18 protein-coding genes are annotated in these 25,662 nt (G+C 70.6%); 10 read left to right on the top strand and 8 right to left on the bottom strand.

What is annotated here, in order from left to right:
* Positions 1 to 25: 25 nt before the first annotated feature.
* Complete coding sequence (locus HEP81_RS11615; RefSeq protein WP_037654443.1) at positions 26 to 973, top strand: bifunctional riboflavin kinase/FAD synthetase; 948 nt, start codon at positions 26 to 28, stop codon at positions 971 to 973.
* An 89-nt stretch (positions 974 to 1,062) separates the two neighbouring features.
* On the opposite strand, the gene HEP81_RS11610 is transcribed toward HEP81_RS11615, so the two are convergent.
* From HEP81_RS11610 to eccE, 3 genes are all read right to left on the bottom strand, one after another.
* Complete coding sequence (locus HEP81_RS11610; RefSeq protein WP_051850093.1) at positions 1,063 to 4,224, bottom strand: SCO5717 family growth-regulating ATPase; 3,162 nt, start codon at positions 4,222 to 4,224, stop codon at positions 1,063 to 1,065.
* Between the two features lie 311 nt (positions 4,225 to 4,535).
* A complete protein-coding gene (locus HEP81_RS11605; protein ID WP_037654441.1) occupies positions 4,536 to 5,315 on the bottom strand; it encodes a hypothetical protein in 780 nt (259 codons plus the stop codon).
* A complete protein-coding gene (gene eccE, locus HEP81_RS11600) occupies positions 5,312 to 6,484 on the bottom strand; it encodes a type VII secretion protein EccE (protein WP_037654673.1) in 1,173 nt (390 codons plus the stop codon). Before eccE ends, HEP81_RS11605 begins: the two co-directional genes overlap by 4 nt.
* Positions 6,485 to 6,847: 363 nt before the next feature.
* Here eccE and eccB point away from each other — a divergent pair, with 363 nt between their 5' ends.
* The 7 genes from eccB (at position 6,848) to HEP81_RS11565 (ending at position 13,913) form a co-directional block, all read left to right on the top strand.
* Positions 6,848 to 8,377 (top strand): type VII secretion protein EccB, encoded by a 1,530-nt coding sequence (gene eccB, locus HEP81_RS11595; protein ID WP_037654440.1) that lies wholly within the window; start codon positions 6,848 to 6,850, stop codon positions 8,375 to 8,377.
* A 10-nt stretch (positions 8,378 to 8,387) separates the two neighbouring features.
* A complete protein-coding gene (gene mycP, locus HEP81_RS11590) occupies positions 8,388 to 9,635 on the top strand; it encodes a type VII secretion-associated serine protease mycosin (protein ID WP_172636845.1) in 1,248 nt (415 codons plus the stop codon).
* 153 nt (positions 9,636 to 9,788) lie between these two features.
* Complete coding sequence (locus HEP81_RS11585) at positions 9,789 to 10,211, top strand: hypothetical protein (RefSeq protein ID WP_051850092.1); 423 nt, start codon at positions 9,789 to 9,791, stop codon at positions 10,209 to 10,211.
* Positions 10,211 to 11,908 (top strand): glycoside hydrolase family 25 domain-containing protein, encoded by a 1,698-nt coding sequence (locus HEP81_RS11580; RefSeq protein ID WP_051850091.1) that lies wholly within the window; start codon positions 10,211 to 10,213, stop codon positions 11,906 to 11,908. Before HEP81_RS11585 ends, HEP81_RS11580 begins: the two co-directional genes overlap by 1 nt.
* A 28-nt stretch (positions 11,909 to 11,936) precedes the next feature.
* A complete protein-coding gene (locus tag HEP81_RS11575) occupies positions 11,937 to 13,163 on the top strand; it encodes a S8 family serine peptidase (RefSeq protein ID WP_190275983.1) in 1,227 nt (408 codons plus the stop codon).
* A 77-nt stretch (positions 13,164 to 13,240) separates the two neighbouring features.
* Positions 13,241 to 13,579: a WXG100 family type VII secretion target gene (locus tag HEP81_RS11570; RefSeq protein ID WP_037654437.1), complete on the top strand. Its 339-nt coding sequence runs from the start codon at positions 13,241 to 13,243 to the stop codon at positions 13,577 to 13,579.
* 31 nt (positions 13,580 to 13,610) lie between these two features.
* Positions 13,611 to 13,913, top strand: coding sequence for a WXG100 family type VII secretion target (locus HEP81_RS11565; RefSeq protein ID WP_037654435.1), 303 nt, complete (start codon positions 13,611 to 13,613; stop codon positions 13,911 to 13,913).
* A gap of 76 nt (positions 13,914 to 13,989) precedes the next feature.
* Here the strand turns inward: HEP81_RS11565 and HEP81_RS11560 are convergent, their stop codons facing one another.
* The 4 genes from HEP81_RS11560 to eccCa all read right to left on the bottom strand — a co-directional run bounded on the left by HEP81_RS11560 (position 13,990) and on the right by eccCa (position 21,801).
* Positions 13,990 to 14,934: a hypothetical protein gene (locus HEP81_RS11560; RefSeq protein WP_157854417.1), complete on the bottom strand. Its 945-nt coding sequence runs from the start codon at positions 14,932 to 14,934 to the stop codon at positions 13,990 to 13,992.
* A complete protein-coding gene (locus HEP81_RS11555; protein ID WP_051850089.1) occupies positions 14,934 to 17,150 on the bottom strand; it encodes a DUF6571 family protein in 2,217 nt (738 codons plus the stop codon). Before HEP81_RS11555 ends, HEP81_RS11560 begins: the two co-directional genes overlap by 1 nt.
* Positions 17,150 to 17,599 (bottom strand): hypothetical protein, encoded by a 450-nt coding sequence (locus tag HEP81_RS11550; RefSeq protein ID WP_037654433.1) that lies wholly within the window; start codon positions 17,597 to 17,599, stop codon positions 17,150 to 17,152. The genes HEP81_RS11555 and HEP81_RS11550 overlap by 1 nt, the downstream gene beginning before the upstream one ends.
* 236 nt (positions 17,600 to 17,835) lie before the next feature.
* Positions 17,836 to 21,801 (bottom strand): type VII secretion protein EccCa, encoded by a 3,966-nt coding sequence (gene eccCa / locus HEP81_RS11545; protein WP_078967296.1) that lies wholly within the window; start codon positions 21,799 to 21,801, stop codon positions 17,836 to 17,838.
* Between the two features lie 305 nt (positions 21,802 to 22,106).
* On the opposite strand from eccCa, the gene eccD reads away from it, so the two are divergent.
* Both eccD and HEP81_RS11535 read left to right on the top strand, forming a co-directional pair.
* Positions 22,107 to 23,600, top strand: a complete 1,494-nt coding sequence (eccD, locus tag HEP81_RS11540) for a type VII secretion integral membrane protein EccD (RefSeq protein WP_037654430.1) — start codon at positions 22,107 to 22,109, stop codon at positions 23,598 to 23,600.
* 64 nt (positions 23,601 to 23,664) lie between these two features.
* On the top strand, positions 23,665 to 25,161 hold the full coding sequence (locus tag HEP81_RS11535; RefSeq protein ID WP_037654428.1) for an outer membrane protein assembly factor BamB family protein: 1,497 nt from the start codon (positions 23,665 to 23,667) through the stop codon (positions 25,159 to 25,161).
* Positions 25,162 to 25,233: 72 nt separating this feature from the next.
* On the opposite strand, the gene HEP81_RS11530 is transcribed toward HEP81_RS11535, so the two are convergent.
* Positions 25,234 to 25,527 (bottom strand): DUF397 domain-containing protein, encoded by a 294-nt coding sequence (locus tag HEP81_RS11530; protein WP_037654424.1) that lies wholly within the window; start codon positions 25,525 to 25,527, stop codon positions 25,234 to 25,236.
* Between the last annotated feature and the right edge of the window lie 135 nt (positions 25,528 to 25,662).

Genomic DNA, 25,662 nt, shown 5'->3' with positions numbered 1-25,662 from the left:
GACACGGGTTCGAGGAGCGGTCACAGTGCAGCGCTGGCGTGGCTTGGAGGACATCCCCGAGGACTGGGGGCGCAGCGTCGTCACCATCGGTTCCTACGACGGTGTCCACCGAGGCCACCAGCTGATCATCAAGCACGCCGTCGACCGCGCCCGCGAGCTGGGCGTCCCGGCCGTCGTCGTCACCTTCGACCCGCACCCCAGCGAGGTCGTGCGCCCCGGCAGCCACCCGCCGCTGCTCGCCCCGCACCACCGCCGCTGCGAGCTGATGGCCGAACTGGGCGTCGACGCGGTGCTGATCCTCCCCTTCACCAGCGAGTTCTCCAAGCTGTCGCCCGCCGACTTCGTGGTGAAGGTCCTGGTGGACAAGCTGCACGCCAAGGCGGTCGTGGAGGGCCCGAACTTCCGCTTCGGCCACAAGGCGGCCGGCAATGTCGAGTTCCTCGCCGAACAGGGCAAGGTCTACGACTTCGAGGTCGAGGTCATCGACCTGTACGTGTCCGGCGCGGCGGGCGGCGGCCTGCCGTTCTCCTCTACCCTGACCCGGCGCCTGGTCGCCGAGGGCGATGTCGAGGGCGCCCGCGAGATCCTGGGCCGCCCGCACCGGGTGGAGGGCGTGGTGGTGCGCGGCGCCCAGCGCGGCCGCGAGCTGGGCTTCCCCACCGCGAACGTCGAGACGCTGCCGCACACCGCCATCCCCGCGGACGGTGTGTACGCCGGCTACCTGCACGCGCAGGGCGAGATCATGCCGGCCGCGATCTCGGTGGGCACGAACCCTCAGTTCGACGGCACCGAGCGCACGGTGGAGGCGTACGCCATCGACCGCGTCGGCCTCGATCTGTACGGCCTGCATGTCGCCGTCGACTTCCTCGCCTACGTCCGCGGCCAGGCGAAGTTCGACTCGCTGGAAGCGCTGCTGGAGCAGATGGCGGCGGATGTGAAGCGGTGCAAGGAGATCGTGGCGGCGGAGAAGTAGTCCCTGCCTCGGGCTTTCTGCGTGACGACAAGGAAAGGGCGGCCGGTGCGTGGAGCACCGGCCGCCCTTTCGTCATTCCGTGAGCGGGGTCACGGCTGCTGCGGGGGCTGCCCCTGCGGGTAGGGCTGGCCGGGGTACGGCTGCCCCGGCTGCGGGGGGTAGGGCTGCTGGCCCGGCTGCGGCTGCGGTTGCTGCTGGGGCGGGTAGGGCTGGCCGGGCGCGGGCTGCCCGGGGTACGGCTGCCCCGGCCCCTGCGGGTACGGCTGCCCCGGCCCCTGCGGGTACGGCTGCCCCGGCCCCTGCGGGTACTGCTGGCCCGGGGCCTGCGGATAGGGCTGGCCCTGGCCCGGCAGCTGCTGCGGGCCCGGCAACGGCGGGGCGGCCACCGGCGGCGGGTTGCCGTCGCTGGTCCACAGCCCGTGCGCCTGCTGGTGGCGCACGAAGTCCTCGGCGATCATCGCGGCGAGGTTGAAGTACGCCTCGCGGGTGCGCGGCCGCATCATGTCGAGGTCCACCTCGGCACCGGCGGACAGATGCTCGTCGAAGGGCACGACGACGACCCCGCGGGTGCGGGTCTCGAAGTGCGACACGATGTCCTCGACCTTGATCATCTTGCCGGTCTCGCGGACCCCGGAGATCACGGTCAGCGAGCGGGAGACCAGGTCGGAGTACCCGTGCGCGGCCAGCCAGTCCAACGTCGTACTGGCGCTGGAGGCACCGTCCACGGACGGCGTGGAGATGATGATCAGCTGGTCGGCGAGGTCGAGCACCCCGCGCATGGCGCTGTACAGCAGACCGGTGCCGGAGTCGGTGAGGATGATCGGGTACTGACGGCCGAGCACATCGATCGCGCGCCGGTAGTCCTCGTCGTTGAACGTGGTCGAGACGGCCGGGTCCACGTCATTGGCGATGATCTCCAGACCGGAGGGCGCCTGCGAGGTGAACCGGCGGATGTCCATGTACGAGTTCAGGTACGGGATCGCCTGGACCAGGTCGCGGATGGTGGCCCCGGTCTCCCGGCGCACCCGTCGGCCGAGGGTGCCGGCGTCCGGGTTGGCGTCGATGGCGAGGATCTTGTCCTGCCGCTCGGTGGCGAGGGTGGAGCCCAGCGCGGTGGTCGTGGTGGTCTTGCCCACGCCACCCTTGAGGCTGATGACCGCGATCCGGTAGCAGGACAGCACCGGCGTACGGATCAGCTCCAGCTTGCGCTGCCGCTCGGCCTCTTCCTTCTTGCCGCCCAGCTTGAACCGGGACCCGGCCGCGGCGGGCCGCCCGCTCTTCGCCTTCTGCCGACGGTTGTTCAGCAGCCGGTCCGAGGACAGCTCCACGGCCGCGGTGTAACCCAGCGGCGCGGCACCGGGGTTGGTCGGCTGCCGCTGATCGTGCTGGATCGCCTGCGGCCAGGCGGCTCCGGCGCGGGGGTCGGCGGGGGGCTGGGGGGCGTCGGGCTGTGCCTGCGGCTGCTGGCCTTGCTGCGGGAAGCCGTAACCGCCCTGCTGCGGGGGGTTGTTGGGCTGCGGGAAGCCGTAGGCGCCCTGCTGGGCCGGGGGGTTGGCCGGGCCCTGGCCCTGCTGGGGGAAGCCGTAACCACCGTCAGGGGTGGGGGAGGGGGCGTTGGGAGCCGGGACCGGGGGTTGGGGCTGGGGCGCCGGGGGCGGCGGGAAGCCGTAGCCGCCGGCCTGGTTCGGCTGCGGGGCGCCCTGAGGGCCCGGCTGGGCGGGGGGCGTGGGCATGCCGGGGTGGTTCGGCTGCGGGGGCTGACCGGGGTGACCGGGGTGGTTCGGCTGGTTCCAGACCGCGGGCGCGGGCTGCGGTGCCTGCGGCTGGAACGGCGGCTGCTGCCCCTGCGCCGGACCCGGCTGCTGCTGCGCGGGCGGCTGAGGCCCGGCCTGCTGGGGCATGGGCTGCTGCGGTCCCGCCTGCGGCGGCATGGGCTGCTGCGCGGGCCACTGGGCCGCCGGGGCCGGGGCCGCGGGCTGGTACGACGGCGGCAGCGGGGGCACACCGTGCTGCGGCGCGGGCGGCGGCGTCCAGGCGGCCGGGAAGTCCTGCGGCACCGGGGGAGCGGGCTGGGCGACGGCGTCCTGCGGGGCCGCGCTCTGCGGAGCCGCGTCCTGGGGGGCCGCGCTCTGCGGAACGGGGCCTTGCGGAGCCGGGTCCTGCGGAGCCGCGCCTTGGTGGACGGCGTCCTGCGGGGCCGCGTCCTGGGGAACGGCGGTCTGCGGGGCGGCGTCCCGGGCGTCCTCGGCAGCAGCCTCCGGGACGGTGGCCTCTTCCTGAGCGGATACGGCCCCTTCCTGGGCGGAGCCCTCCGGCGCGGAGTCGGCGTCCGCGGTGGCCACGGAGTCCGGGACACCGTCGCCGGTCACCGCGCTGTCGGCGCCCGTACCCGCGTCCCGGTCTCCGTCCCCCCGCTCCCCATTCGCCCCGGACTCGGACGCGGACGCGGACTCGACAACGGAGGCACCTTCCTCCGCGCCCTCGGCCCCTGCCTCGGGCTCGTCCTCCTTGCCCTGGTCCGCCGCCTCGGACTCGGCGGCGGCCTTCTGCATGGCGGCCGCACGCTCGGCGATCTCGGCCATCTCACGCTTCAGGGCGACGGCGGAGAACCGCATGGTCGCCCCGCTCTCCAGATCCCCGTTGGAGGTCTCCGGCTCGACGGCCGGCGGCGCGGCGGGCACGGCCTCCGGCTGAACGGGCTGGACCGGCTGCGGCTGCTGGAGCTCGAACCCGTCGGGAAGCCTGGGCATCGGAACGGAATCACCGAACGACCGCGGGGGCTGCGCCGGCGACTGAGGCGGCACGGGCGGCGGCATCGGCGGAGCGAACGGCGTCCCCTGCGGCGGCGTACCGACCGGCTGAGACCCGACCGGCTGAGACCCGACAGGCGGCGCACCGACCGGAGGGGCGCCGACAGGCTGAGCCCCGACCGGCGGCGGCATCATTCCGGCATCCGGCCCCGGGACCCCCGTACCCCCCGACGACGAGAACGGCGGAAGCCCGGCCGCACCCGAGGGCCCGGCGGCCCCCGAGACATCCGAGGCCGGCGCCCCGTCGGTCCCGCCCTGCGCGCCGCTCACGCCCCCCGCGCCCCCGATCGAACCGCCGGAGGCACCCGCGTTCTGCGTGTACCAGGCCGGGGGAGCGTAGTCGATGGTGAACTCGCCGGTGGTCTCGACGGCCTCCGCGTCGGGCTGGTCATCGCCGGGTGTGCCCCAGCCCCCGCGCATCCCGTCCCGATCGCTGCTCACAGTTCCTCCTGGTGTGGTCGAGCACCCTCATGCCGTGGCGGGGCGACCATGTCGTGTCGTTCGAGTCGTCCGTAGTGGTCAGGGGCAGTCCGATCCACGGGTCCTGCCGGCACGCCCGCTCCCAGCCTAATCACCACGAGCCGCCCCTCGGCAGGCCCGCCCGCCTGTCGGCTCGCGCACACCGGATCGGAAGGCATGCCGAAGCCCCCGGCCCGCCCCCCGAGTTGTCGCACGAAACCGGGAGCAACCGGAAGAGAGATGACGAACGGGAAAGGGAAAGAAAGCGAATAAACCCAACAGGCAAGGGCAATTCAGTCCATGCGTCGAGGTGTGCCCAGCAATCCGGTCTCGGCGTCGGTCGGTTGGGTCAGCACATATTGCCGATCCCGGTCGGTACACCACAGGGTGACACCGTCCGGCAGCGCCGGCAGTGACTCCACCTCGGTGCGGGTGAGCCCCATGGTGCGGCCGAGCTCGGCGGCCTCGTCCGGCGAGACCCGCTGGATACCGGCGAGCCGGGCCTGGCGCAGCAGCCGGGGCGCGACCGGGCTGAGATACGGCAGCAGGGTCAGCACCGACTGCCAGGGCCCGGACACCACCCGGCCGCGCGGGGGCCGCATACCGCAGTCCCGCACCACCACGACCGGCGTACCGGCCGAGGCACCCTGCGGGGGCACGCGCCCGACGTCGTACACGGACAGTCCGTTCTGTCCGCCGCCCATGGCGTGCACCATCTGCATCCAGGCCTGCGGCCGGCCGGTCTCCACGGCCACGCGCGCGCCGGTGGCGGCCGAGCGCAGCGCCAGCACCTGCGCGGTCCACAGGCCGCCGATCAGGACGACGTCGTAGGGCGTCGGCCGATTGATGCCCAGTACGGCGGGCTGGCCCTCGGCGTCCACCCCGGCCACCACGCCGTCATCGCCGATGGGCAGCGCGAGCGCGTCCAGCAGCTGGGCGGGCAGCGCGTGCCGGCCGTGCCGGGGGCCGAGCAGTCCGAGGCCGTGCCGCAGCCGCTCGCCGAGGCCGCGCGGCCCGGAGCCGTCCGCCGCCTGCCGGTCCAGGTCGGGGGAAGCCGTGGGAATCGTCGTCACCGCGCACCTCCGAGGGGCAGTGTGGCCAGCATGCCGGGCAGTTGCTCACGGTCGAGGCGGGCCAGACCGGCACCGGCCTTGCGGGCCGCAGCCTCCAAGGCCCGGCGGGCCGCCACGAGTTCGTCGTCGCTGCGCCCGGTCACCCGCAGATGCCCGCACAGCGAGACCTCCTGCCGGTCGCCGCGCGCGAGGGTGAGGCTGAAGGTGGTGGCGAGCGCCGGTATCGCCGTGACCTGCGCGACCAGCTGCGGCAGCGATTCGCCGCGCCCGCCGCCCAGTTGGGGCCAGCGCCGCACCCAGTAGGTGGTGTGCCGGCGGTTGTCGCAGCGCCAGCTGCGCCCGGACTCCTCCGTACGCCGTTCCCGTGTCTCGCTGCGCCCGGCCTCCGCGGTGACCAGCGGATTGGCGCAGGCCGAGGTGGCGAGCGCGGCGATCAGCTCCTCCTCGTCGAGCACCCGTGCCCGGAAACCCGCGCCGGTCAGCCGACTCGCCAGATGGTCCGCGCTCCGCACGACACACTTCTGCGCCCCGAGCAGCCCGCCCCCGCGCGCCGCCACCGCCTCCGCGCACGCCTCCGGATCCAGCTTCAGCGCGATCCAGGTGATCCGCACGGCCGGGGCCCCGGTCTGCTCCTGCAACGGCAGGTAGTTGGCGACGGCCACCGACTGCTGCGGCAGATGCAACGCGGGCGCCGGCTGCGTGTGCAGCACCACCTGCGCCGACTCCAGCCGTATCCCGTCCACCTCCAGCGCGTCCCGCACCAGCCTCAACGGCAACGGCTGCCGACTCCGCTCCGCCCGCAACGCCGTCGCGTCGGCCTCCACCTGGAGAACAGCGGTGACGAAGGTGCCGTCACCGACGATGCCGACGGGGCTGCGGTCGCGCCCGCCGTACGCGTAGGTGCGCAGGCTCGGCTCGCATTCGAGCGCGGGGACCAGCGAGGGTTCGGTGCCCGGCGGTATCGGGGTGTTCGCGGCACGGCGCTGCCGGGCCTTCAACTCCCGCGCGGTGGCCAGCCATTCGGGCAGTGAGCGCCCGCGGCGCCGGACGAACGCGAGGGCGACCAGCAGGACGGCGACGACCACGGCGGGCACCAGGGCCATCGGGCCGATGACCCAGCCGACGACGAGCACGGCCAGTGCGAGTTCCGGAAGTACGAGCCGTTGCATGCGGAACGAGCCGGACAATGTCGGGCGGGCGCCCGGGCCCGCCGGATCCGGGAGTCGCTGTTCCCGGGTCGGCGCCGAACCCGTCCCCGTCGGTTGCGGACCGGGCGTCGAGGGGCCGGTTCCCCGTCCGTGCCGGCGCGTGCGAGACCGCGTCCCGGAAGCCCTCAACTCATCCCCCCATTTTCCTCACAACTCCCCGCCATGCGGCCCCTGAGCAGAGCCCACGAGGGCCCCGGTACCCTACCCGCTCCGCGGAACCGGCCAGACACCAGGCATAGTAGGGGCTCGGTCCGACAACGGCGTGCCGGAGACAGTGGTCTTCGACCGGTATCCGGACGGCCACACGGGGAGAATCAGGGGCAGATGGCATCTCGGCGGGATCAACTCAACGCCTACACCTTTGCGAAGCGGCGCATGCTCGCGGCGTTCGTCCAGCCCTCCTCCGACGGCTCGGAGGAAGCCGCCCCCAAGCCGTTGCGGGCGGTCCTGCCCGGCACCATCGTCGGAGTGGTCGTCATGGCCGTGTTCGGCGCCTGGGGGATGTTCCGCCCGACCGCACCGCAGGGCTGGGACACCCCGGGTGAAAAGGTGATCATCGCCAGCAAGTCGACCACCCGGTACGTCGTTCTGAAGACCGACGGCAGGACCCAGCTGCACCCGGTGCTCAACATGGCGTCCGCGAAGCTCCTCCTCGCCGACGGCAAGGGCGACGTGGTCACCGTCGATGAGTCGATCCTCGACAACGGCAAGATCCCGCACGGCGTCACCATCGGCATCCCGTACGCCCCCGACCGCCTGCCCTCCAGCCAGGAGGCAGGCGCGGCCAAGCGCTGGGCCGTCTGCGAGCGCCCGGGCGCGGGCGGCAGGGCCATCCAGAAGGCGGCGTTCGTACTCGCCGCCCGCGACAAGAAGAAGACCGAGGGAGCCCGTCAGAAACTCGGCGGCGGGGACATCCTGTACGTCGCCGCCCCGGACGGGCAGCGCTACGTCGTGGACGCCCGCGGCACCGCGTACGAGGTCGACAAGAACGACGAGTTGCTGCTGCGCACCCTCGTCGGCGCCGGCCGGCAGCCCGAACGCGTCTCCCGTGACTGGCTCGACACCCTGCACACCGGTGACCCGATCGAGTTTCCCAGGATCGAGGGAAGCGTGAGCGCGCCCGCCGGTGTCCAGGGCAGCCTGCCCGCCGCCGCGAACAAGGTCGGCATGGTGCTGCGGGCCCCCGACGGCGACCGCCAGCAGTTCTACGTCGTCGAACAGGGCAAGGTCCTGCCCGTCTCCGACTTCACCGCCAAGCTGCTCCTCAACAGCAAGGACCTCGTCGGCCTCGGCCAGGCGGGCAAGGCCCTCGACGTCAGCGCGGGCGCCTTCGTACCGGGCTCGACCGCCTTCGCGGCCGACCGCAAGTGGCCGACCCTCACCCCGAAGGTCGTCAACGACGCGGGCACCGCGAGCGGCAGCCGCGGCACCGTCTGCAACGTCCTCGACCACGTCGACTCCGGCAACGGCACCACGACCCTCGACACCTGGGCGGGCACGGACTTCCCGGCCGAGCTGCCCACCGGATCGTCGAGCGCCTATGTCACCCCCGGATCGGGCCAGCTCTACCGCCAGTTCCAGGGCACGGACACCAAGGCCGGCGGCGTCTTCCTCGTCACCGACACGGGCCTGCGCTACGCCATGCAGTCCAACGCCGACAGCGGCTCCACGGGCACCGAGTACGGCATGACGGACAAGCAGCGCAAGGAGCTCCAGCAGGAGGCCCAACTGGCCCAGACCCGGCTCGGATACGCCGGTCTGAGCCCCGCCCCGATCCCAGTCGCCTGGTCCATGTTCCTGCCGACCGGCCCCCGCCTGTCGACCACTGCGGCGAGCCAGCCGCAGGGTTCGTAGGAGAAGCCACGTGTCGTACCCGCGTCTGCTCCGTACCGCGGCGATCGCGGCCGCCACGCTGTGCACCGCCACAGTCGTCCTGGCCCCGCCCGCCGCCGCCGACTCCTTCTCCGACCAGTGCAACTTCCCCAACAAGGTGTATCCCGGGCGCCCCTGGGCCCTGCAACGCGTGCTGCTTGACGAGCTGTGGAGCCAGTCCAAGGGCAAGGGCGTGCGCGTCGCGGTCATCGACACCGGCGTGGACACCCAGAACCCCCAGCTGGCCCACGCGGTGGACGCGTCGAGCGGGGCCAACTTCCTGCCGACCAAGAACGGCAAGGGCCAGAAGATCGACCGCGGCAAGGCGAACGGCACGACAGACACCGTCGGCCACGGCACCCGCGTGGCGGGCATCATCGCCGCCCGGCCCATGCCGGGAACGGGATTCGTGGGCCTGGCACCCGAGGCGACCATCATCCCCATCAAGCAGAACGACGCGGAGGGCGACGGCACCGCCACCACCCTCGCCCAGGCGATCGAGCACGCGATCAAGGAGAAGGCCCAGGTCATCAACATCTCCCAGGACACCGCGAACGCCATCCAGCCGGCCGGCGGCCTGCACACCGCGATCAACGACGCGCTGGCGCACGGGATCGTGGTGGTCGCCTCCGCGGGCAACGACGGCCTCGACGGCAACGTCAAGCTCACGTACCCGGCGTCCTACCCGGGTGTCCTGGCGGTCGCCGCGTCGGACCGCAACAACGAGCGCGCGTCCTTCTCCCAGTCCGGCGACTTCGTGGGCGTCGCCGCCCCCGGCGTCGACATGATCTCCACCGTGCCCAAGGGCGGCCACTGCTCGGACAACGGTACGAGCTTCTCGGCGCCCTACGTCGCCGGGGTCGCCGCGCTCATCAAGGCGAAGCACCCCGGCTGGACGGCGCACGAGATCGTCGCCCAGATCGAGCAGACCGCGGAACGCTCGGTCGCCGGGCACGACATGCTGGTCGGCTGGGGCGTCGTCGACCCCGTCCGCGCCCTGACGGACGACGAACACCCCATCGAGAAGCCCGACGCCCACGAGGGCCTCAGCCGCGCCGAGGCCCCGACCCCGGCCAGGCTGGTGCTCGGCGAGACCGCCGACGAACGCAACACCCGCCTGGCGACGTACGTCGCGGTCGGAGCGGCGGTGCTGGTGGCCGCGCTCGCGGGGGTGGCGGTGGCGATACGGGACGCGCGTCGGCGGACGGCGGGCGGCGGCCCGGGACGCCCGACGGCGTGAAAGATGCGTGAAGGTCACAGGGCTACAGCAGACTTGTCACACAAGTCAGTTGGGGGGTGTCAGTCCCGTTGACTACAGTGATTGCATTGCGAAGACGAACGCTCGGGGAGTGCTGCCGCCCCGAGCAGGGGACGGAAACGGGGGTGGCGCGACGTGCGGCCTGACGACGGCACGGGCGGACTGAAGGTCGGTCTGGAGGCTCTGAAGACCTTCAAGACGCGTGTGGACTCGGTGCTCAAGACTTTCGAGGGTTCGCCCGGTTCGGCGAAGAAAGTGGCGATGCATACGATCACCGCCGATTCGTTCTGCGGCAACGGTGGATTTCCCGAGGCCACGGGACTGCACAGTCAGTACACGCGGGTCCATGACCGCCTCATGACGCTCTCCCAGTCGCTGACGTTGCAGATCGAGGCGATGCAGATCGCGGTGCATGGCGCGGATATCGGTTTCGAGAACCTTGATCTCGAACAGCGGCGTCGGTTTCACGAGATCCGCACCCAGATCAACGAGCAGTTCGACGATGTGCGCAAGCACCAGAAGCGCACCGACGACAAGCAGGCCGACGGGGACTTCTGATGGGCGACCACAACAAGCAGCCGGATCCGCACCAGTTCGATCGCTGGGCGGCCGACCAGCAGTTCAAGCAGGAGAAGTCGGCCATGGGCGGCGGCCAGTGCGCCGCGCCGAGCCTCAACAAGCCGGGCGGCGGCTGCCAGGTCAGCGACTTCGAGGGCCACCAGCTGAACGACATGGTCGACATGGTGAAGTCCGCGAACCACGAGCACTTGGAGAATGCCGCCAACGGCCTCTGGGATGCGCGGGACGCCATCTGGAGCGCCGCCGATGAGCTCTTGGAGCACATCGGCCGGGTCGACTGGCACGGCGAGGCGGCCACCGCGTTCCACAGCTGGGCGGGCGACCTCGTCAACCACTCGTACGAGCTCGGCTTCTACGCGGACAACGTGGCGACCCAGGTCTCCGCGGCGAGCATGGGACTCGCCTCGGTGAGCAGTTCCATGCCACCCCGCGACAACCGACCCAAGATCTTCTCGGTGGCCGAGCAGGCCAAGTTGGACCCGGGCGGCATCCAGGCCCAGGCCGTCGAGAACCACCGCCAAGAAGCGATCACCCAGATGAACCGCCTGGCGTCGTACTACGCGGTCTCGGAGGAGAACCTGCGGGGGCTGGAGGAGCCCAAGTTCGGGAAGATGCCGGACATGGGGGTGCCTGCGGCATCCCCTGGGTGGAAGCAGGACGACAAGGTCGGCGGAGGTCAGACGTCCCTCCCGCACACACCTGTGGCGGGCGCACCGGTCGGTCACTCCGTTGCCACTCCGGTCGGGCACAGCGCGGTAGGGGGCGACACCGGGACGAAGCTGCACCACGTGGTCCTGCCGCCGGAGCAGCATGTGCACGTGGACCCGACCCAGCACGTCGGCACCAACATCGACAGCGTCAACACTCTGCCTCCGGACACCGCGAAGCCCACGGTGCCGGTCGCGCCGCCGACCGCACCCGGTCCTGGTGGCGGCGGTGGTGGACCGATCACTCCCTTCCCCACCGGCCCCATGGTTCCGAACGTGGGCATGCCCGTGCCACGCGGTGGAACAGGCGGCGTCCGGGGCCCGGTCGGGACTTCGCGGATGACCGTACCCCCCGTCGAGGAACCGGAAGTCGGAACCGGCACGGGGCGCGGCCCCATCAGTGGGGTGCGACAGCCCGTCGTACCCGGTCAGGCGGGCGCGCGCGGTCCGGCGTCGCCGATGGGCAGGACCCCCATGGGGCAGTCCCCCATGGGCAAGGCTCCGATGGGCCGGGGCCCGGTCGGCCGCAGCATCGTCGGCGGAACGCCCCGGACCGGTGGAGTGCCCGGCGAGCGCGTCGGTGAATCGGGCCCGACCGGGGCGGCACGCTCCGGCGGAGTCATCGGCGGCCGGCCGACCACTCCCTCCGCGAAGGGCGTCAACGGCTCCAGGGTGCCGCGCGGCAAGGTCATCGGCGGCGAGCCCGCCGCACGTGACCCGCACGCCGTCGAGCGACCCGGTCAGCGCGGAGTGATCCGGGCCGCCGAGCCGGAGGGCGCCGAGGGACAGTCCTCGCGCAGGCCCATGACCCCCGGCGGCGCGGTCGGGGCGCCCAACAGCAAGGAGCCGACGGCCAGGAACGGCGCTCGCACCGCCGACGAGCACATGCCCGGGCGTTCGTCATCCCGACGTTCACGGGACCGCGACGACAAGAAGTCGCGCCGGCGGCGGGCGCCGGAGACCGAGTAACGAGATGAAGCGAGGACGTACGAGAGGCATGTTGTCAGCGAGCACGAGACGACTGACCGCCGCGTGTGCAGCGCTCGGCGCACTGATGGCTCTGCCGGTGGGCCTGGCGCCCAGCGCGGCTGCCGCCGACGTCCAGTCGCAGCAGTGGTACCTGTCGGCGATGAAGGCCGACGAGATGTGGAAGACCAGCACGGGCAAGGGGGTCAAAGTCGCCGTCGTCGACTCGGGCGTCAATCCCTCGACTGCGTCCCTCCGGGGTCAAGTGCTCACGGACGAAGTACCGAAGTCTCTTTCCTATGGGGCCACGAAGGACTTGGCCGGTCACGGCACGACGATGGCGGAGATCATCGCTGGTACTGGTCGAGGCGGGGGACTGAAGGGCCTTGCACCGGGCGCAAAGATTGTGCCCTACCGCATTGCGGGCAAGGAGTTGAGCCTGTCTGAGGAGAACAAGGCGCCTGAGGTCGCGAAGGTGATCAGGGCCGTCGCCGACAGTGATGTCAAGATCATCAATATGTCCTTCGGTGACGACATCCCGTACGAAGATGAAGAAGCAGCGATCAAGTACGCCGCTTCGAAAGGCAAGCTGATGTTCGCGGCCTCGGGAAACGGCGCCCAGTCGAAGAATAAAGTCGAATACCCGGTTTCGTTTCCTTATGTCGTCGGCGTCGCCGCGTTGGACAAGACCGGAAAAGTGGGAAAGTTCTCGACCCACGGGTATTCGGTTGACCTCTCGGCTCCCGGCGTGGACGTGCCCGGGTGGTGTGATGCGACCTTCCAGTCATATTGCGCGCACCAGCAGGGCACCAGTGAAGCCACCGCCGTCGCCTCCGCCTCCGCCGCCCTCATCTGGTCCGCCCACCCCGACTGGACCGCCAATCAGGTCCTCCGCTCGCTGATCGACACGGCGGGCCGGGAGTGGCCCAAGGACACCCCCAGCAACTACCTCGGCTACGGGATCGTCCGTCCCCGCAAGGTGCTGGAGAACCCCCACTACAACCCTGGCTCGGCGACGGCCGACCCTCTCGCCACGGAGAACTGGCGCGGCAAGCCAGGCACCTCGCCCTCCGGGTCCGCGTCCAGCTCCACCCCCTCGGCCCCCGCCAAGTCCACCCCCGGCGGTGCGACCTCCGCGGCCGACGCAAGCTCGAAGTCGTCCGGCAACAACCTGACGTGGGTCGTCGTCGGAGCCGCCGCACTGGTGGTGATCGGCGGCGCGGCTTTCGCCGTGATCCGGTCGCGCCGACGTGCCTGACGGTTCAGAGGAAAGGCGTCACCACTCGGTGATGCGCAGTCAACAAGAGCACAGCTCTCACGAAGGGGAGTGCCGCAATGGCCGACGGCCGTAAGTTTGTAGATGAACACGCACAAAAGCTCCAGACGAACGTCATCGACCGCTACGACTCGGTCAAGAAGTGCCTCGGCCGGCTCCAGGGCACGATCGACATGATCGAGACCCAGTGGACGGGCCACGGCTCCAACGCGTTCAAGACGAAGCAGCACGAGATCAACGAGCACATGGCCGCCATCGGCCGCATGCTCGAGGACTTCCTTGAGGGCATCAACCTCAACAAGAAGGACAAGACCGCGCTCGAGGACGAACTCCACTCGACGATCAACAAGATCGAGGTCGACGCGGGCGCGAGCACCTCCGCGCTGAACCTGTACTGACCGGGATCGATCCCCTGAGGAAGAGGAAGACATGACCACTCCGCACTACCAGGATCTGTCCGTCAAGTACGGCGCCATGGACGCGCTCGCCACCGAGCTGGGCAACGTGGCCAAGCAGCTTGAGGAAGACCTCGGCGCGCTGAAGAAGGGCGTCCTCGACGTGGCCGAGGGCTGGGGCGGCGAGGCGTACGACTCGTTCCAGCGCAAGTCCGTGAAGTGGGACCAGCACGCCAACGGCATCCACCAGGCGCTGCTGTCCATCACCCAGCGGGTGCACTCCGCCGGCGGTGACTACCGCGGTGGCGACCTCAAGGGCGCCAGCTACTTCGAGTAAAGCGGATCGAGTACATCGAAGGCCGTGAGCAGGGCGAGGGGTGGGCACGCGCGGGAGGTGCCCACCCCTCTCCCTGTCAAGCGCAGTCGGCCTTGTGGGCCAGTGCCGTGCGGAAGTCCCGGGCGAGGCCGTCGTCCTCGGAACCGGTCTGCACAAGGGTCTTCTTGCCGCCACACTTCAGGATCGCCGACCGGCGATCCGAGCCGGAGCCGTTCAGCCAGAGCAGGTACGGGTCCTGGGTGACGGTGAAGTGCACCTCCTCGCTTCCCGCGCGCAGCGCGCAGCTCCAGAGCCGGAAGTCGCCGTCGGTCGCGTACTGCTCGGTGTACTTCGCCGGGACACCGAAGCCCGGCAGGCCGCATGCCTCTCCGGAGGCGGGCGCGTGGCCTTCGAGCAGCCGCGGAGCGGTGGCGGGGGCCTTGAAGGACGCGCTCGAACAGCCGAGTTGACGCGTGAGCCCCGTCGCGGCCGTCATCAGGACATCGGCCATCCGCCGTTGCAGGGTGCCGTCACGCCACGTCTTGTCCTGGTCGGCCAGGGTCTGCACCCGGACGTAGGCGGCGCCGCCGAAGTGGAGCCTGGCGGAGCACGACGTCGGCAGCAGCACCCCCGCCATGCTCTGGTTGACCCAGCCGGGCACGCCCGTGAGCGGTGCCCGGAAGGGCGAGACCCCTGCCACGTCGTCCGCCAGATGCCAGACGTCGTCGCTCGGTGAGCCGCCCACGGAGAGCGAGAACTGCAACCGTTTCATCACGCCGTGCGCGTCGAGCCCCGTCCCCACCTGACAGGTGGCGAGCGTGCTCCCCTTGAGGTCGCCCTCGTCGGACGCGTACCGAGGCAGGGGATGTGTGCCGAGCGCGGCGACGTCACCGCGCTTCAGCGTCCCCCAGCAGAAGGACTTCTGCTCCGCGGCCGGACCGCTGCCACCCCCGCGCAGTACGGCGACGGTGACCCCGGCCGCGGCCACCAGCACCGCCACCGTCACGGCCAGGACGACTCCTGTCCTCTTCTTTCGATTCATCAGCCTGCGGGCTTCCCCATGTAACCGACGCCGTTCGTCAGGCCGTCGTGGTAGCGGGTCAGTCCGGCGCCCTGGAGGTTGTTCTCGAACTGACCGGGGTCCTGGTCCATCAGATGCCACTGGCTCTGCGGAAGTTTGTCGTGCACGGCTTGCTCCAGCATCTTGTCCACCTGCTGGTGACCGGCGGAGAAGTGATCGGCGAGATGCTGCCGCGTCTCCTGGTCGACCTGGGAGTTGAGGTTGTTCTGGTACTCGGCGGTACCTACGTCGACCATGCGCTGGATCGTGTCTCCCGCCAGCGGGATGCCGGTGACCGGGGCGCCGATCAGGTGGTAGTACATCATCTTGTTCCAGGCATTGACGCTCTTCTTGTCCTCGCCCATCTGGTAGATGACATCCGCGCGCACCGCGTCCATCTGCCCGAGCGCGGAGTTCGACTGGCCCACGAACGCCTGCAACCTGTCGGCGCCGGGCGCGTTCTTGTCCACGTACGCCTGGCCGTCGTACTTGTTGAGTTCCTGAGCGACGTACGACGTCTCGGCATCGTGCACCTGCGCGAAGGCATGGCCGTCTTCCGCCATCGCGCGCATCACAGGGACCAGATCCTTGTTCTGGATGGTCAGTCCGCTGTAGTCCGTGGGCGTGTCGCGCTCCTGGCCGAGGATCTCGTGGACGTCACCGATGTAGTCGGAGAGCATGCCGCCCATCGAGTGGCGCAGTCCCGCGGGCATGCCGCCCACCGGGTCGCCGGCGATGCCATGGCCGTACGCCGTCACGACGCCGGAGAAGATCGCCGCCTGTGCGGGGTCGTGATGGGCCGGTATCTCCGGTGTCTGGACGCCGGGCGGGTGCCCGGTCGACGCTGCTTCGAGGGCGTCACCGAAGTAATGCCGGGCGGAGCTGTCGATCAGATCCTGCGGCATCTTGTTCTCGACATCGCCGCCCGGCCAGTTCCGGTCCTTGAGGAAGTAGTGGAGGTTGTCGTTCTGACGCGGATCGAAGTAGGACTCGGCCGCCGCGGGATTACGGCTCATGGCCTTCATCAGGCCGCTCATCGGATCCTCTTGAGTGCCCTGCCAGTTGTCGGAGATGCCGTCGTACGGATGTTTGGTGTGCGTCTCGTAGTCGCGGATCTCGTCGCCGGTGGCCGACAACAGGCTGCCGTCGTAAACCGAGTTGCCCGAGCCCATGAGCTTGGTGAGGATTCCCAGGCCGGTGCCCCCGCCGCTGAGACAGCCGGGGGCCTGCGGGGGCAGGTCGTTGCCGTCACGGGCCGTCTTCAGGAGCTTCCGCGCCCAGTCCGAGGGCACTCCGCCGTCAGAGCCGAGGGGCGCGTCGGGGCGCGTGGCGGTGGCGAGGTTGACTGACAGGGCGTCGCGCAGCCGGCGTTCGGTGTCCGACATCTGCCCGTCCAGCCCGCCGCCCTCCAGGTTCTGGGCGAGCAGCAGCAGCCCCTCCTGACTGTCCCGGCCGCGGTAGTTCAGGTCCGTCATCAGCTCACTCGCGAAGACCGGCGAGTTCTCGCCCTTCTCCGTCAGCTGGAGGAGCCGCTTCATCTCCGCGTCGTCGAGCCCGTCAAGCCGGGAATACAGCCCCGCGGCCTCCTTGGCGTCCTTCGTGTCCTGCGCGGCCTTCTTCTCCGCGGCGACGGCGGAGTCGCGGTCCGCGTAGGCGGAGTCCGCGAAGCCCTCCTTGACGCTGTCCACGAGGGACTTGAGCACCCGTGCCGCCGAGCTGTCGCTCTCCGTCGCCTTGCTGAGGATCAGCTTCACCTCGTCGTGGAGCAGGTCTTCGTCGACGTCGGTGTGCTCGGGCACGGTCGTGCCTTTGGCGGCCCGGTCGGGATGGATGATCATCTGGACGTGGAACATGCCGCAACCGTCGTCCACGACCGTAAGGTTCTTCTTTCGCGCTGTGTCGAGCGTCTCCTGGAGATTCTGGCGATAGCCGATGAGCTCTTCGCGGGTATCAGTCAGGATGTTGGTGATGCTCTGCGCCTGCGTGTGCGCGTCCGTGAACTCGTCCGCCGTCTTCGCCACGAACTCCCGGGAGACCGTCGCGTTGACGCCTGCCCAATGAGCCTTCTCGGCCTTGGCCTTGAGATTGTTCCGCGCGTTGCTTTCGAGGGTGGCGAGCCGCTTCGTCATCGACTCCCAGTCGGTGATCGCCTGGCCGAGTTCCGCGAAATCGCCGTTCAGCAGCACGTTCAGATCCATCAGTACCCCCGGTGCTGCTCAAAGCCCTTGTCCAGGGTCGAGATGCTGCTGATGGTCGCGTAGGTCCGCTCCTCGTCACCGCGGTGAACGGCCTTGGTGAAGTCGAGGTGCGAATAGATGTGCACGCACGCGTCGAGCAGGGACTGGACCTGATCCACCCACCGCGTCGCCACATGGTCGAGGGCCTCGCCCAGGACGAAGCCTTGATCGGTCAGCCCCCCGGCGGCTTTCATCGACGATATGCGCGCCATGTCGTTGCACTGATCGAAGTCTGTGTACAGCGAGTAGGCGGCGTCGCCCACAGCCTTCAGATCCTCCTGGCTCACGGTCAGATCACCGGTGGGGGCCGCGCCTCCCCCTCCGTCCGGAACGGCGAGCTGGTTCAGCTGCATATGCGCACCGCGCTGCTTCGCGTCCGACTTGAGCTGTTCCCATTCGTCCCATGCCACGCGTGGCACCTCCCCCGTCTCCTGAGATCGCTCGGCGCGGGGGCCTCGGCAAGCCGTGAGTCGGCCGCGGCGACGAACTCAGTTCAGTCTTCGCGTTGCGCCAAGGCTCCCATATTCAGGTGGAGTTGGGTTCATCCGTCACAAGGGGATCGGCTCATGCCGCGTTCCGCGCTCAGTGATCGGACTCAGGATCGGGAGGACGCGGTGGAGGCGCTGCCGTGTCCTCCCGGCGCGCGTCAGTACTCCACCTCCACCAACCCCGTCTGCACCAGCATCTTCCCCCGCCTGCGCGAGACGAAGACGCCCCGGCCCGCCGGCATCGGACGCGGGCGTACGCCGCCGAGGATGTCGCCCTCGCTCGGGTCGCCCGCCAATACCACGCCCTGCGCGCCCAGTTCCATCATCCGCTGCATGAACGCCTCGAACGACGCCCGGCCCGCGCCCGCGGTGGAGCGCGCGATGATGAACCGCACGCCGACGTCACGGGCGAACGGCAGCAGATCGGTGAGGCCGCTCAGCGGGTTTCCGCTGGACGTCGAGACCAGGTCGTAGTCGTCCACGACCACGTACACCGTCGGCCCCCGCCACCAGCTGCGGTCCCGTAGCTGCTGGGCCGTCACATCGGCTGTGGGCGTACGCCGGTTCATCAGGTCGGCGAGGGCCACCATGTGGTGGTCCATGGCGTTGGACATCGGGATGTACTCGGCCAGATGCGAGGCCGGGGTGACATCCAGCAGCGAGCGCCGGTTGTCGACCACGAAGAACTTCGCCTCGTCGCCCGAGTAGCGCCGCGTCAGCTGAGTGATGAGCAGCCGCAGCAGATTCGACTTACCCGACTCGCTCTCGCCGAAGACCATGAAGAGCGGGTCCGTCTCGAAGTCGACGAAGACCGGCTCCAGATCGTTCTCGTCGAGGCCGAAGGCGACACCCTGCCGGGGGAACCGGTCGCCCGCGGGCAGCTGCGCCACGGGGAGTTCCCGGGGCAGCATCCGCACCTGCGGCGCACCCGGCGCCTGCCAGTGCCGGGAGACCTCGGCCGCCAGCGCCGCCGTCGCGTCCGCCAGGTCCGTGTCGGAGGTCAGGCCGTCGATGCGCGGCACCGCCGCCATGAAGTGCAGCTTCTGCGGCGACACACCGCGACCGGGTACCCCCGCCGGCACGTTCGCCGCCACCTTGCGGTCGATCTCGGAGTCCATGGTGTCGCCGAGCCGCAGTTCGAGGCGGTTCATGATGTGGTCCTTGAGGTTCGCGCGGACCTCCATCGAGCGCGACGCCGTCAGGACCAGGTGGATGCCGTACCCGAGACCGCGCGAGGCGATCTCCAGGACGGCCGGCTCCAGACTGTCGTAGTCCGTGCGGAAGTTGCCCCAGCCGTCGATGATCAGGAAGACATCGCCCCACGGCTGGTCGGTGACCGAGATCTCGCCGCGCTCGCGCCGGGTGCGGAAGTCCTGGATCGAGGAGATGCCCGACGTCCGGAAGTACTCCTCGCGGCGCCGCAGCACCCCGTAGACCTCGGACACCGTACGCCGCACCCGCTCCGGGTCCAGCCGCGAGGCGATCCCGCCCACATGCGGCAGCCCGGAGACCGCCGCCATACCGCCGCCGCCGAAGTCGAGGCCGTAGATCTGCACCTCGTGCGGGGTGTGCGTCAGCGCGAAGGAGCAGATCAGCGAGCGCAGCAGCGTGGACTTGCCGGACTGCGGGCCGCCCAGCAGCTGGAGATGGCCCGCCGCACCGGAGAAGTCGAGCCACAGCGGCTCACGGCGCTGCTCGTACGGCTTGTCGACCAGGCCGACCGGGACGACGAGCCGTCCGGCACCCTCGTAACCGGGCTGTGTGAGCCCGCGCCCCTCGACGGCCGTGAGCCTGGGCAGCAGCCCGTCCAGCGAGGGCGGGCTGTCCAGCGGCGGCAGCCACACCCGGTGCGCCGCCGGACCCTGCGCCTCCAGCCGGCGCACGATCACATCGAGCACCGTGTCCGCGAGCGCGTCGTCGACCTGGGACGCCGACTCCGCGCGCTGCTTCGGCACCGTCGCATAGTGCACCGGCACCTCCGCGGCCGTGAACAGCACCGGCCGCCGGTCCACCGGCAGCAGCCCCCCGCCCGCGGCACCCTGCCTGCCCCCGGAGCGGTACACCCCGGAGACGTACGCCGCCTTGAAGCGCACCATCTCGTCGGTGCCGAACTTCAGGAACCCGGAACCGGGCACGTTCGGCAGCTCATAGGCGTCCGGGACACCGAGCGCCGCGCGGGACTCGGCCGCGGAGAAGGTGCGCAGACCGATCCGGTACGACAGATACGTCTCCAGACCGCGCAGCCGGCCCTCCTCCAGGCGCTGCGAGGCCAGCAGCAGATGCACGCCCAGCGAACGGCCGATGCGGCCGATCTGCACGAACATCTCGATGAAGTCGGGTTTGGCGGTCAGCAGCTCGGAGAACTCGTCGATCACCAGCACCAGCGAGGGGATCGGCTGAAGCGGGGCGCCGGCCGCGCGCGCCTTCTCGTAGTCGTGGATGTTGGCGTAGTTGCCCGCGTCGCGCAGCATCTCCTGGCGGCGGTTCAGCTCGCCGCGGATCGAGTCGCCCATGCGGTCGACCAGGGTGAGGTCGTCGGCCAGGTTGGTGATGACCGCCGCCACGTGCGGCATCTGCGCCATACCGGCGAAGGTCGCACCGCCCTTGAAGTCGGCGAGGACGAAGTTCAGGGTCTCCGAGGAGTGGGTGACCGCGAGGCCGAGCACCAGGGTGCGCAGCAGCTCCGACTTGCCGGAACCGGTCGCGCCCACGCACAGTCCGTGCGGGCCCATGCCCTCCTGAGCGGCCTCCTTGAGGTCCAGCATCACGGGCCGGCCGTCCGGTCCGACACCGATCGGCACCCGCAGCCGCTCGGCGAGCCCCCGCGGCCGCCAGGTGCGCTGCGGATCGACGGACGCCGCGTCGCCGAGGTTCAGCAGCTCGGTGAACTCCAGGTTGGCCAGCAGGGGTTCGTCGTCGTCACCGCCGGAGGCCAGCCGCAGCGGGGCCAGCTGGCGGGCGAGGGCCTCGGCGGACTCGTACGACAGGACGTCCGGAGTGCCCTCGTAGATGTCGCCGTTCGCCGACTCCAGGCGCAGCAGCGCGGGCTGGGCGATGACCATGAGGTCGCCGCGGGCGGCGGTGGGCTCGCCGGGCACGACCTCGATCACCGTCACACCCTGAAGCCCCTCCATGTTGGACAGCACGGAGTCCTGCGGCAGGGACACCCCGTCGAGGACGACGACGATGTGGGGCTGGTCCAGGAGCGGCGCGCCGCTCGGGTGGAACCGGGGGCGGCCGGTGAGCCGGTCGGCCAGCAGGTCCTCCAGCTCCCGGGCGTCGGGTCCGATCAGCCGGCGCGTGCCCGCCCCGTCCACGGCGCCGGGCGCCTGGGCGTGCGGCAGCCACTTGACCCACTCCCAGCGCGGCAGCGTCTCGCGGCCCGCCGCCACGGCGACGATCAGGTCCTCGGGGGCGTGCAGCGCGGCCAGCGAACCGGTCAGGGCGCGGACCGTCGAGCGCGCGGACTCCGCGTCGCCGCTGACGGTGACGTGGTAGAAGGCGCGCAGGGACACGGCCATCGGCAGATCGTTCAGGGTGGCGTGGACATCGAGGAAGCGCTCCATGGCCCCGGCCGTCAGCGGCTCCAGCCGGCCGGCCGGGCCGGTCTCGGGCGCGATGAGCGGCGTGGCCAGCTCCTGGGAGCCCAGCCCGATGCGCACCTGCGCGAAGTCCTCGTCGCCCGGCCTGCGTTCCCACACCCGGCTGCCCTCGGCGACCAGCGCCCACAGTTGCTCGGGCGAGGGATGCAGGAAGTACTGCGCATCGCGCTGCGCCTTCGCGGTGTCCACGGCCGCGCCGCGGGTCTGTGTCAGATAGCGCATGTAGTCGCGCCGCACATCGGCGAGTTGGCCCTGCGAACCGCGCCGGAATCGGATGACCATGGCGATGGACATACCGACCGTCGACGCGATCATCACCATGCCCATGATCTTCATGAACGGCTGCCCGTTCGTGAAGAAGAAGACCACCGAACCACCCATACCGAGTGTCGGCAGCAACTGCATGAGGACGCTTTCCTGCGGCCCCCGCGGCAATTCCGGAGGAGGCTGGAGAACGACCTCCCCTGTGGGCACTTCGGACGGCAGCGCCCGCGCCGGGCGCTTCACGACGATGTGACTCACTGCTCCCCAATTCCTTTGCCAGGCCCCACGAATGAGGTCCGTCCCCCGTTGACAGACGGACGCAGGCCGCCGCGTGATCCTACTGACTCCATGAGTCACCGGTGCGGGGTAGGGTGCCGGGTGTTCGCTTGAGCACACGCGAACAAACCCCGTGAACCGGGGTATTCCGTGCGAGGCGTCGCGGCATACCACCCTCGGTGGAGCCGGCCGGCGCCCGCTGCGTCGATTCCCGGGAATTCCATCCGGGGACCGGCGCAGGATTTTCACATCACGGGCGCAGGACCATTACTGAGGGGGAGTACGAGGTGAGCACGACGACCACGGGAACAGCGCTGCCCGGCACGGGATCGGGGTCGGGGCTCGGTTTCTGCCGGGTCACGATCGTCGCACCCGACAGCCGGATCGACGTGGCGCTGCCCGACGACATCCCGGTCGCCGACATCTACCCGGAGATCCTCCGGCTCTCCCGCCAGGACCCCGCCGAGGGCGCCCCGGTCGGCTACCACCTGGTGCGCCGGGACGGCACCGTCCTCGACAGCGCGCGCTCCTTCTCCGCGCAGCGGATCCTCGACGGTGAACTGCTCACCCTGCGGCCCTTCTCCGAGTCGCTGCCGCCGGCCGTCTTCGACGACGTCTCCGAGGCGGTCGCCTCCTCGGTGACCCGGCACCGCACGCTGTGGAGCGACGACCTGACCCGCGCCGCGGGCCTGGTCGGCGCGGGCGTCCTGGCCGCCCTGCTCGCCTTCGTCACCTGGCAGGCCGACCCCCGGCACGACATGCACAGCCTGCCCGGCATCCTCGCGGGCGTCGCCGGAGTGCTCCTCGTCGTCTTCGCCGCCGTCCGCGGCCGGGTCTACGACGACCGGGGCGCGGCCATCGCCCTGGGCCTCGGCGCCCTGCCCAACGCCGGTGTGGCCGGCTCCGGCCTCCTCGCCCTCGCGCACGGCCAGGGCATCGGCAAGCTCCAGTTCCTGCTCGCCTGCGCCGCCGTCCTGCTCGCCTCGGTCGTCCTGACCCTGTGCACGCCCGGCGGGGACGCGCCGTTCGTCGCCTTCGTCCTGGCCTCCGGGCTCGGCCTGGTCACCGTGTTCACCGCGATCCTCGTGCACTGGACGCCCAAGGACATCGCCGCCCTGTGCGCGCCCCTCGCGGTCGGCGGCCTGGCCTTCCTGCCGGGCCTGTCCATGCGCTTCGCCCGGCTGCCCATCGGCTTCGAACCGCCGAACTCCGCCCAGAGCAGCGCCTACGGCACGGAGACCGTGGTCCAGGAGCCGGTCGACATGAAGCGGATCGAGGCCCAGGCCCGCCGCGGTCACGAGATCCTCGTCGGACTCGTCGGCGGCTGTGCGCTGACCGCCCTCGCCTCCTGCGCGGTGCTCGGTTTCTCCGACGACATCTGGGCCCAGCTGCTCGCCCTGGCCACGGCCGTGGCCCTGCTGATGCGCGCCCAGCTCTTCCGCTACACCGGCCAGGTCGCCCCGCTCCTGGCGGCAGGGCTCGGCTCGCTCGTGCTGCTCGGCCTCGGACTGGCGCTCAACCCGCCGCAGTCCGTCCTGCGCCACGCGCTCACCGGCGACCGCTCCGGCCTCGACATCCGCGCCATCTGGCTCGCCGCGGCGATCGCGGCCGGCGCGGCCCTCGTGGCGGCCCTCGGACTCATCGTCCCGCGCCAGGGCCTGAGCCCCTTCTGGGGCCGGTTCCTGGAGATCGTCGAGGGCTTCGTCCTGCTCACCCTGGTCCCCCTCGCGCTCGCCGTGTTCAACGTGTACTCGGCCGCCCGCGCGATGACCAGCAAGTGACGCGAGCCCCGCACCGCCGGGCCGCCCGCCCCTGGCGAGGCGGCGAACAGGAGGACCCCCCAGCGTGAGCTTCGGCCCGCCCCCGTCCGCGTACACGCAGTCCGCCCTGGCGGCCGACCGGTCGCGCGGCCGGCGCCGCCGACGCCTGCTGGGGGCGATCGCCGCGGCCGTGGCGATCGTGCTGTGCGTCGGCGGCGGTCTGCTCTGGTACCACTCGGCCGGCGACGGAAAGGGCCGCACCGATGCCAAGCCGGCCCGGCAGTCCCCGGACGAGGTGCGCGACAACCGCCTGAACACGGAGCGGGCGCCCGTCTCCCCGGAGGGCCAGACCGTCGTCCAACACGACGAGGACCTCGCCAAGGGCGTCACCCGGCACTCGCCCGGTGTCTGGGCCACGGACAAGATCGTCGCGCGGGCCGTCGCCAACCGGATCACGGGCTACAAGATCGGCAACACGCTGGACCCCGACAACACGGCCTGGACCCTGCGTCTCGACGGCTCCGTCTGCGCCGTCAGCCGTGACATCACCGTCGACGGCCGGACCGCGGTCGTCGTCCAGCCGGCGCACGGCATCTGCGACCAAGTACTCATGTTCGATGTCGGTACCGGCAAGCAGCTCTGGAAGCAGAAGATCCCGGCGGCCGACTTCGCCTATGTCACCGACACCAACATCGCCCTGACCAGGGGCGTCGTGGCCATCGCCTGGGGCGAGGGCTCGGCGGCGTACGACATGGACAGCGGCAGGCGGCTGTGGAACACCACCCTCGCCACCTCCCAGTGCCACGACATGGGCTACGCCGGCGGCCCTGCCCTGCTGGCCCTGGTCGTCTGCAAGCAGTCCGACGAGAAGAGCTACCGGGTGGAGAAGCTCGCACCGCGCAGCGGCAAGGTCCTCTGGCAGTACCCGGTCAGCAAGGGCATCCAGGCCGTCTACCTGCCGTCCTCCGACCCGCCCGTGATCGCCGTCGCCGCCGGGGACCTCACGATCACGGACCTGATCACCCTGGACCCCGACGAGGGCGAGCTCCGGGCCACGATCTCGCTGAAGAAGTACGAGCCCTACTGCGACCCCGAGATTTTGGGCTACTTCGGAGTCGTCGACAAGTGCACCGGCATCGTGGTCGGCCGCGACCGGGTCTTCGTCATGAGCAAGGACTCGACCGAGCTGTTCAAGCCCGCGAACCACATCACGGCATTCGACATCGGGAAGGGCGAGGCCGTCGCCACTTTCCGGGGCCGGGAATTCCAGTCGGTCCTCCCCGTCCGCATGAACGGCGACGACCTGATCCTCTACCGCGCCAGCCTGGACGACGTGCAGCCCGCGGCCCTGGTGGACTGGAACCCCCGCACCGGCAAGGAGACCCCGTACCTGCTGTTCCACCTACCGCAGGGCACCGAGAAATACGGGGGGAAAGTCCAGGACAACCCCGAGTCCTCGTTCATTCTCTACCGGGACGGCCACGCCTTCTTCGTCCCCTACCAGCTGGAATTCGACGACTACCGCAAGGGGGGCTCTGTCGTCTCCGTGTTCGGCGTCGGAACCGCCGGCCTGAAACACTGACCCCGCCCCTACGAGCCCGTACGAAAAGGGGCGGCACCCCGGGCGCCGCCCCTTCCCCGTGTCCCGACGCGCCTACTGCACGTCAAGACCCCCGTTGTGCGCCATGGGCTTCAGATCGAACTCCCCGTCCCGCGCGCCCAGCACGAACGCCCGCCACTCGGCCTCCGTGTAGCGCAGCACCGTGTCCGGGTCGAGGGAGGAGCGCATGGCCACGGCTCCCTCGGGGAGGTACGCGATCTCGACGCGCTCCTCGTGCTCCTCGGTGCCCGGGGCGCAGTGCCACTCGACGTCCGAGATGTCGAGCGCGTACAGCTCGTCGCGCTCGCGCTCCTTGCGTGCCTTGGTCTCGGCTTCCGTTTCCGCCATCTCGCGGCGACCCCTTCCCGACATCACGTACGGTTCCGGTGACGTACAGTCCCGGTGCTCACCCTAGTGGCCGCACGCCGCCTCGCGGAGTGGTTCGCCGACCGGGGCAAACGGGCCCGCGACCGCCTGGTACCC

The organism is Streptomyces griseofuscus (assembly GCF_014673495.1).
GTDB classification, from domain to species: domain Bacteria; phylum Actinomycetota; class Actinomycetes; order Streptomycetales; family Streptomycetaceae; genus Streptomyces; species Streptomyces murinus.
The sequence above is the reverse complement of the archived record's forward strand: the minus strand, read 5'-3'. Positions and strand labels throughout refer to the sequence as shown.

Bases quoted from the DNA above. Each gene is read 5' to 3' on its own strand.
- HEP81_RS11570 (WP_037654437.1), top strand. From the start codon at position 13,241: ATGGCCGACGGCCGTAAGTTTGTAGATGAACACGCACAAAAGCTCCAG.
- HEP81_RS11555 (WP_051850089.1), bottom strand. From the start codon at position 17,150: ATGGATCTGAACGTGCTGCTGAACGGCGATTTCGCGGAACTCGGCCAG.
- eccE (WP_037654673.1), bottom strand. From the start codon at position 6,484: ATGCAACGGCTCGTACTTCCGGAACTCGCACTGGCCGTGCTCGTCGTC.
- HEP81_RS11560 (WP_157854417.1), bottom strand. From the start codon at position 14,934: ATGAATCGAAAGAAGAGGACAGGAGTCGTCCTGGCCGTGACGGTGGCG.
- HEP81_RS11575 (WP_190275983.1), top strand. From the start codon at position 11,937: ATGTTGTCAGCGAGCACGAGACGACTGACCGCCGCGTGTGCAGCGCTC.
- HEP81_RS11565 (WP_037654435.1), top strand. From the start codon at position 13,611: ATGACCACTCCGCACTACCAGGATCTGTCCGTCAAGTACGGCGCCATG.
- eccB (WP_037654440.1), top strand. From the start codon at position 6,848: ATGGCATCTCGGCGGGATCAACTCAACGCCTACACCTTTGCGAAGCGG.
- HEP81_RS11530 (WP_037654424.1), bottom strand. From the start codon at position 25,527: ATGGCGGAAACGGAAGCCGAGACCAAGGCACGCAAGGAGCGCGAGCGC.
- HEP81_RS11580 (WP_051850091.1), top strand. From the start codon at position 10,211: ATGGGCGACCACAACAAGCAGCCGGATCCGCACCAGTTCGATCGCTGG.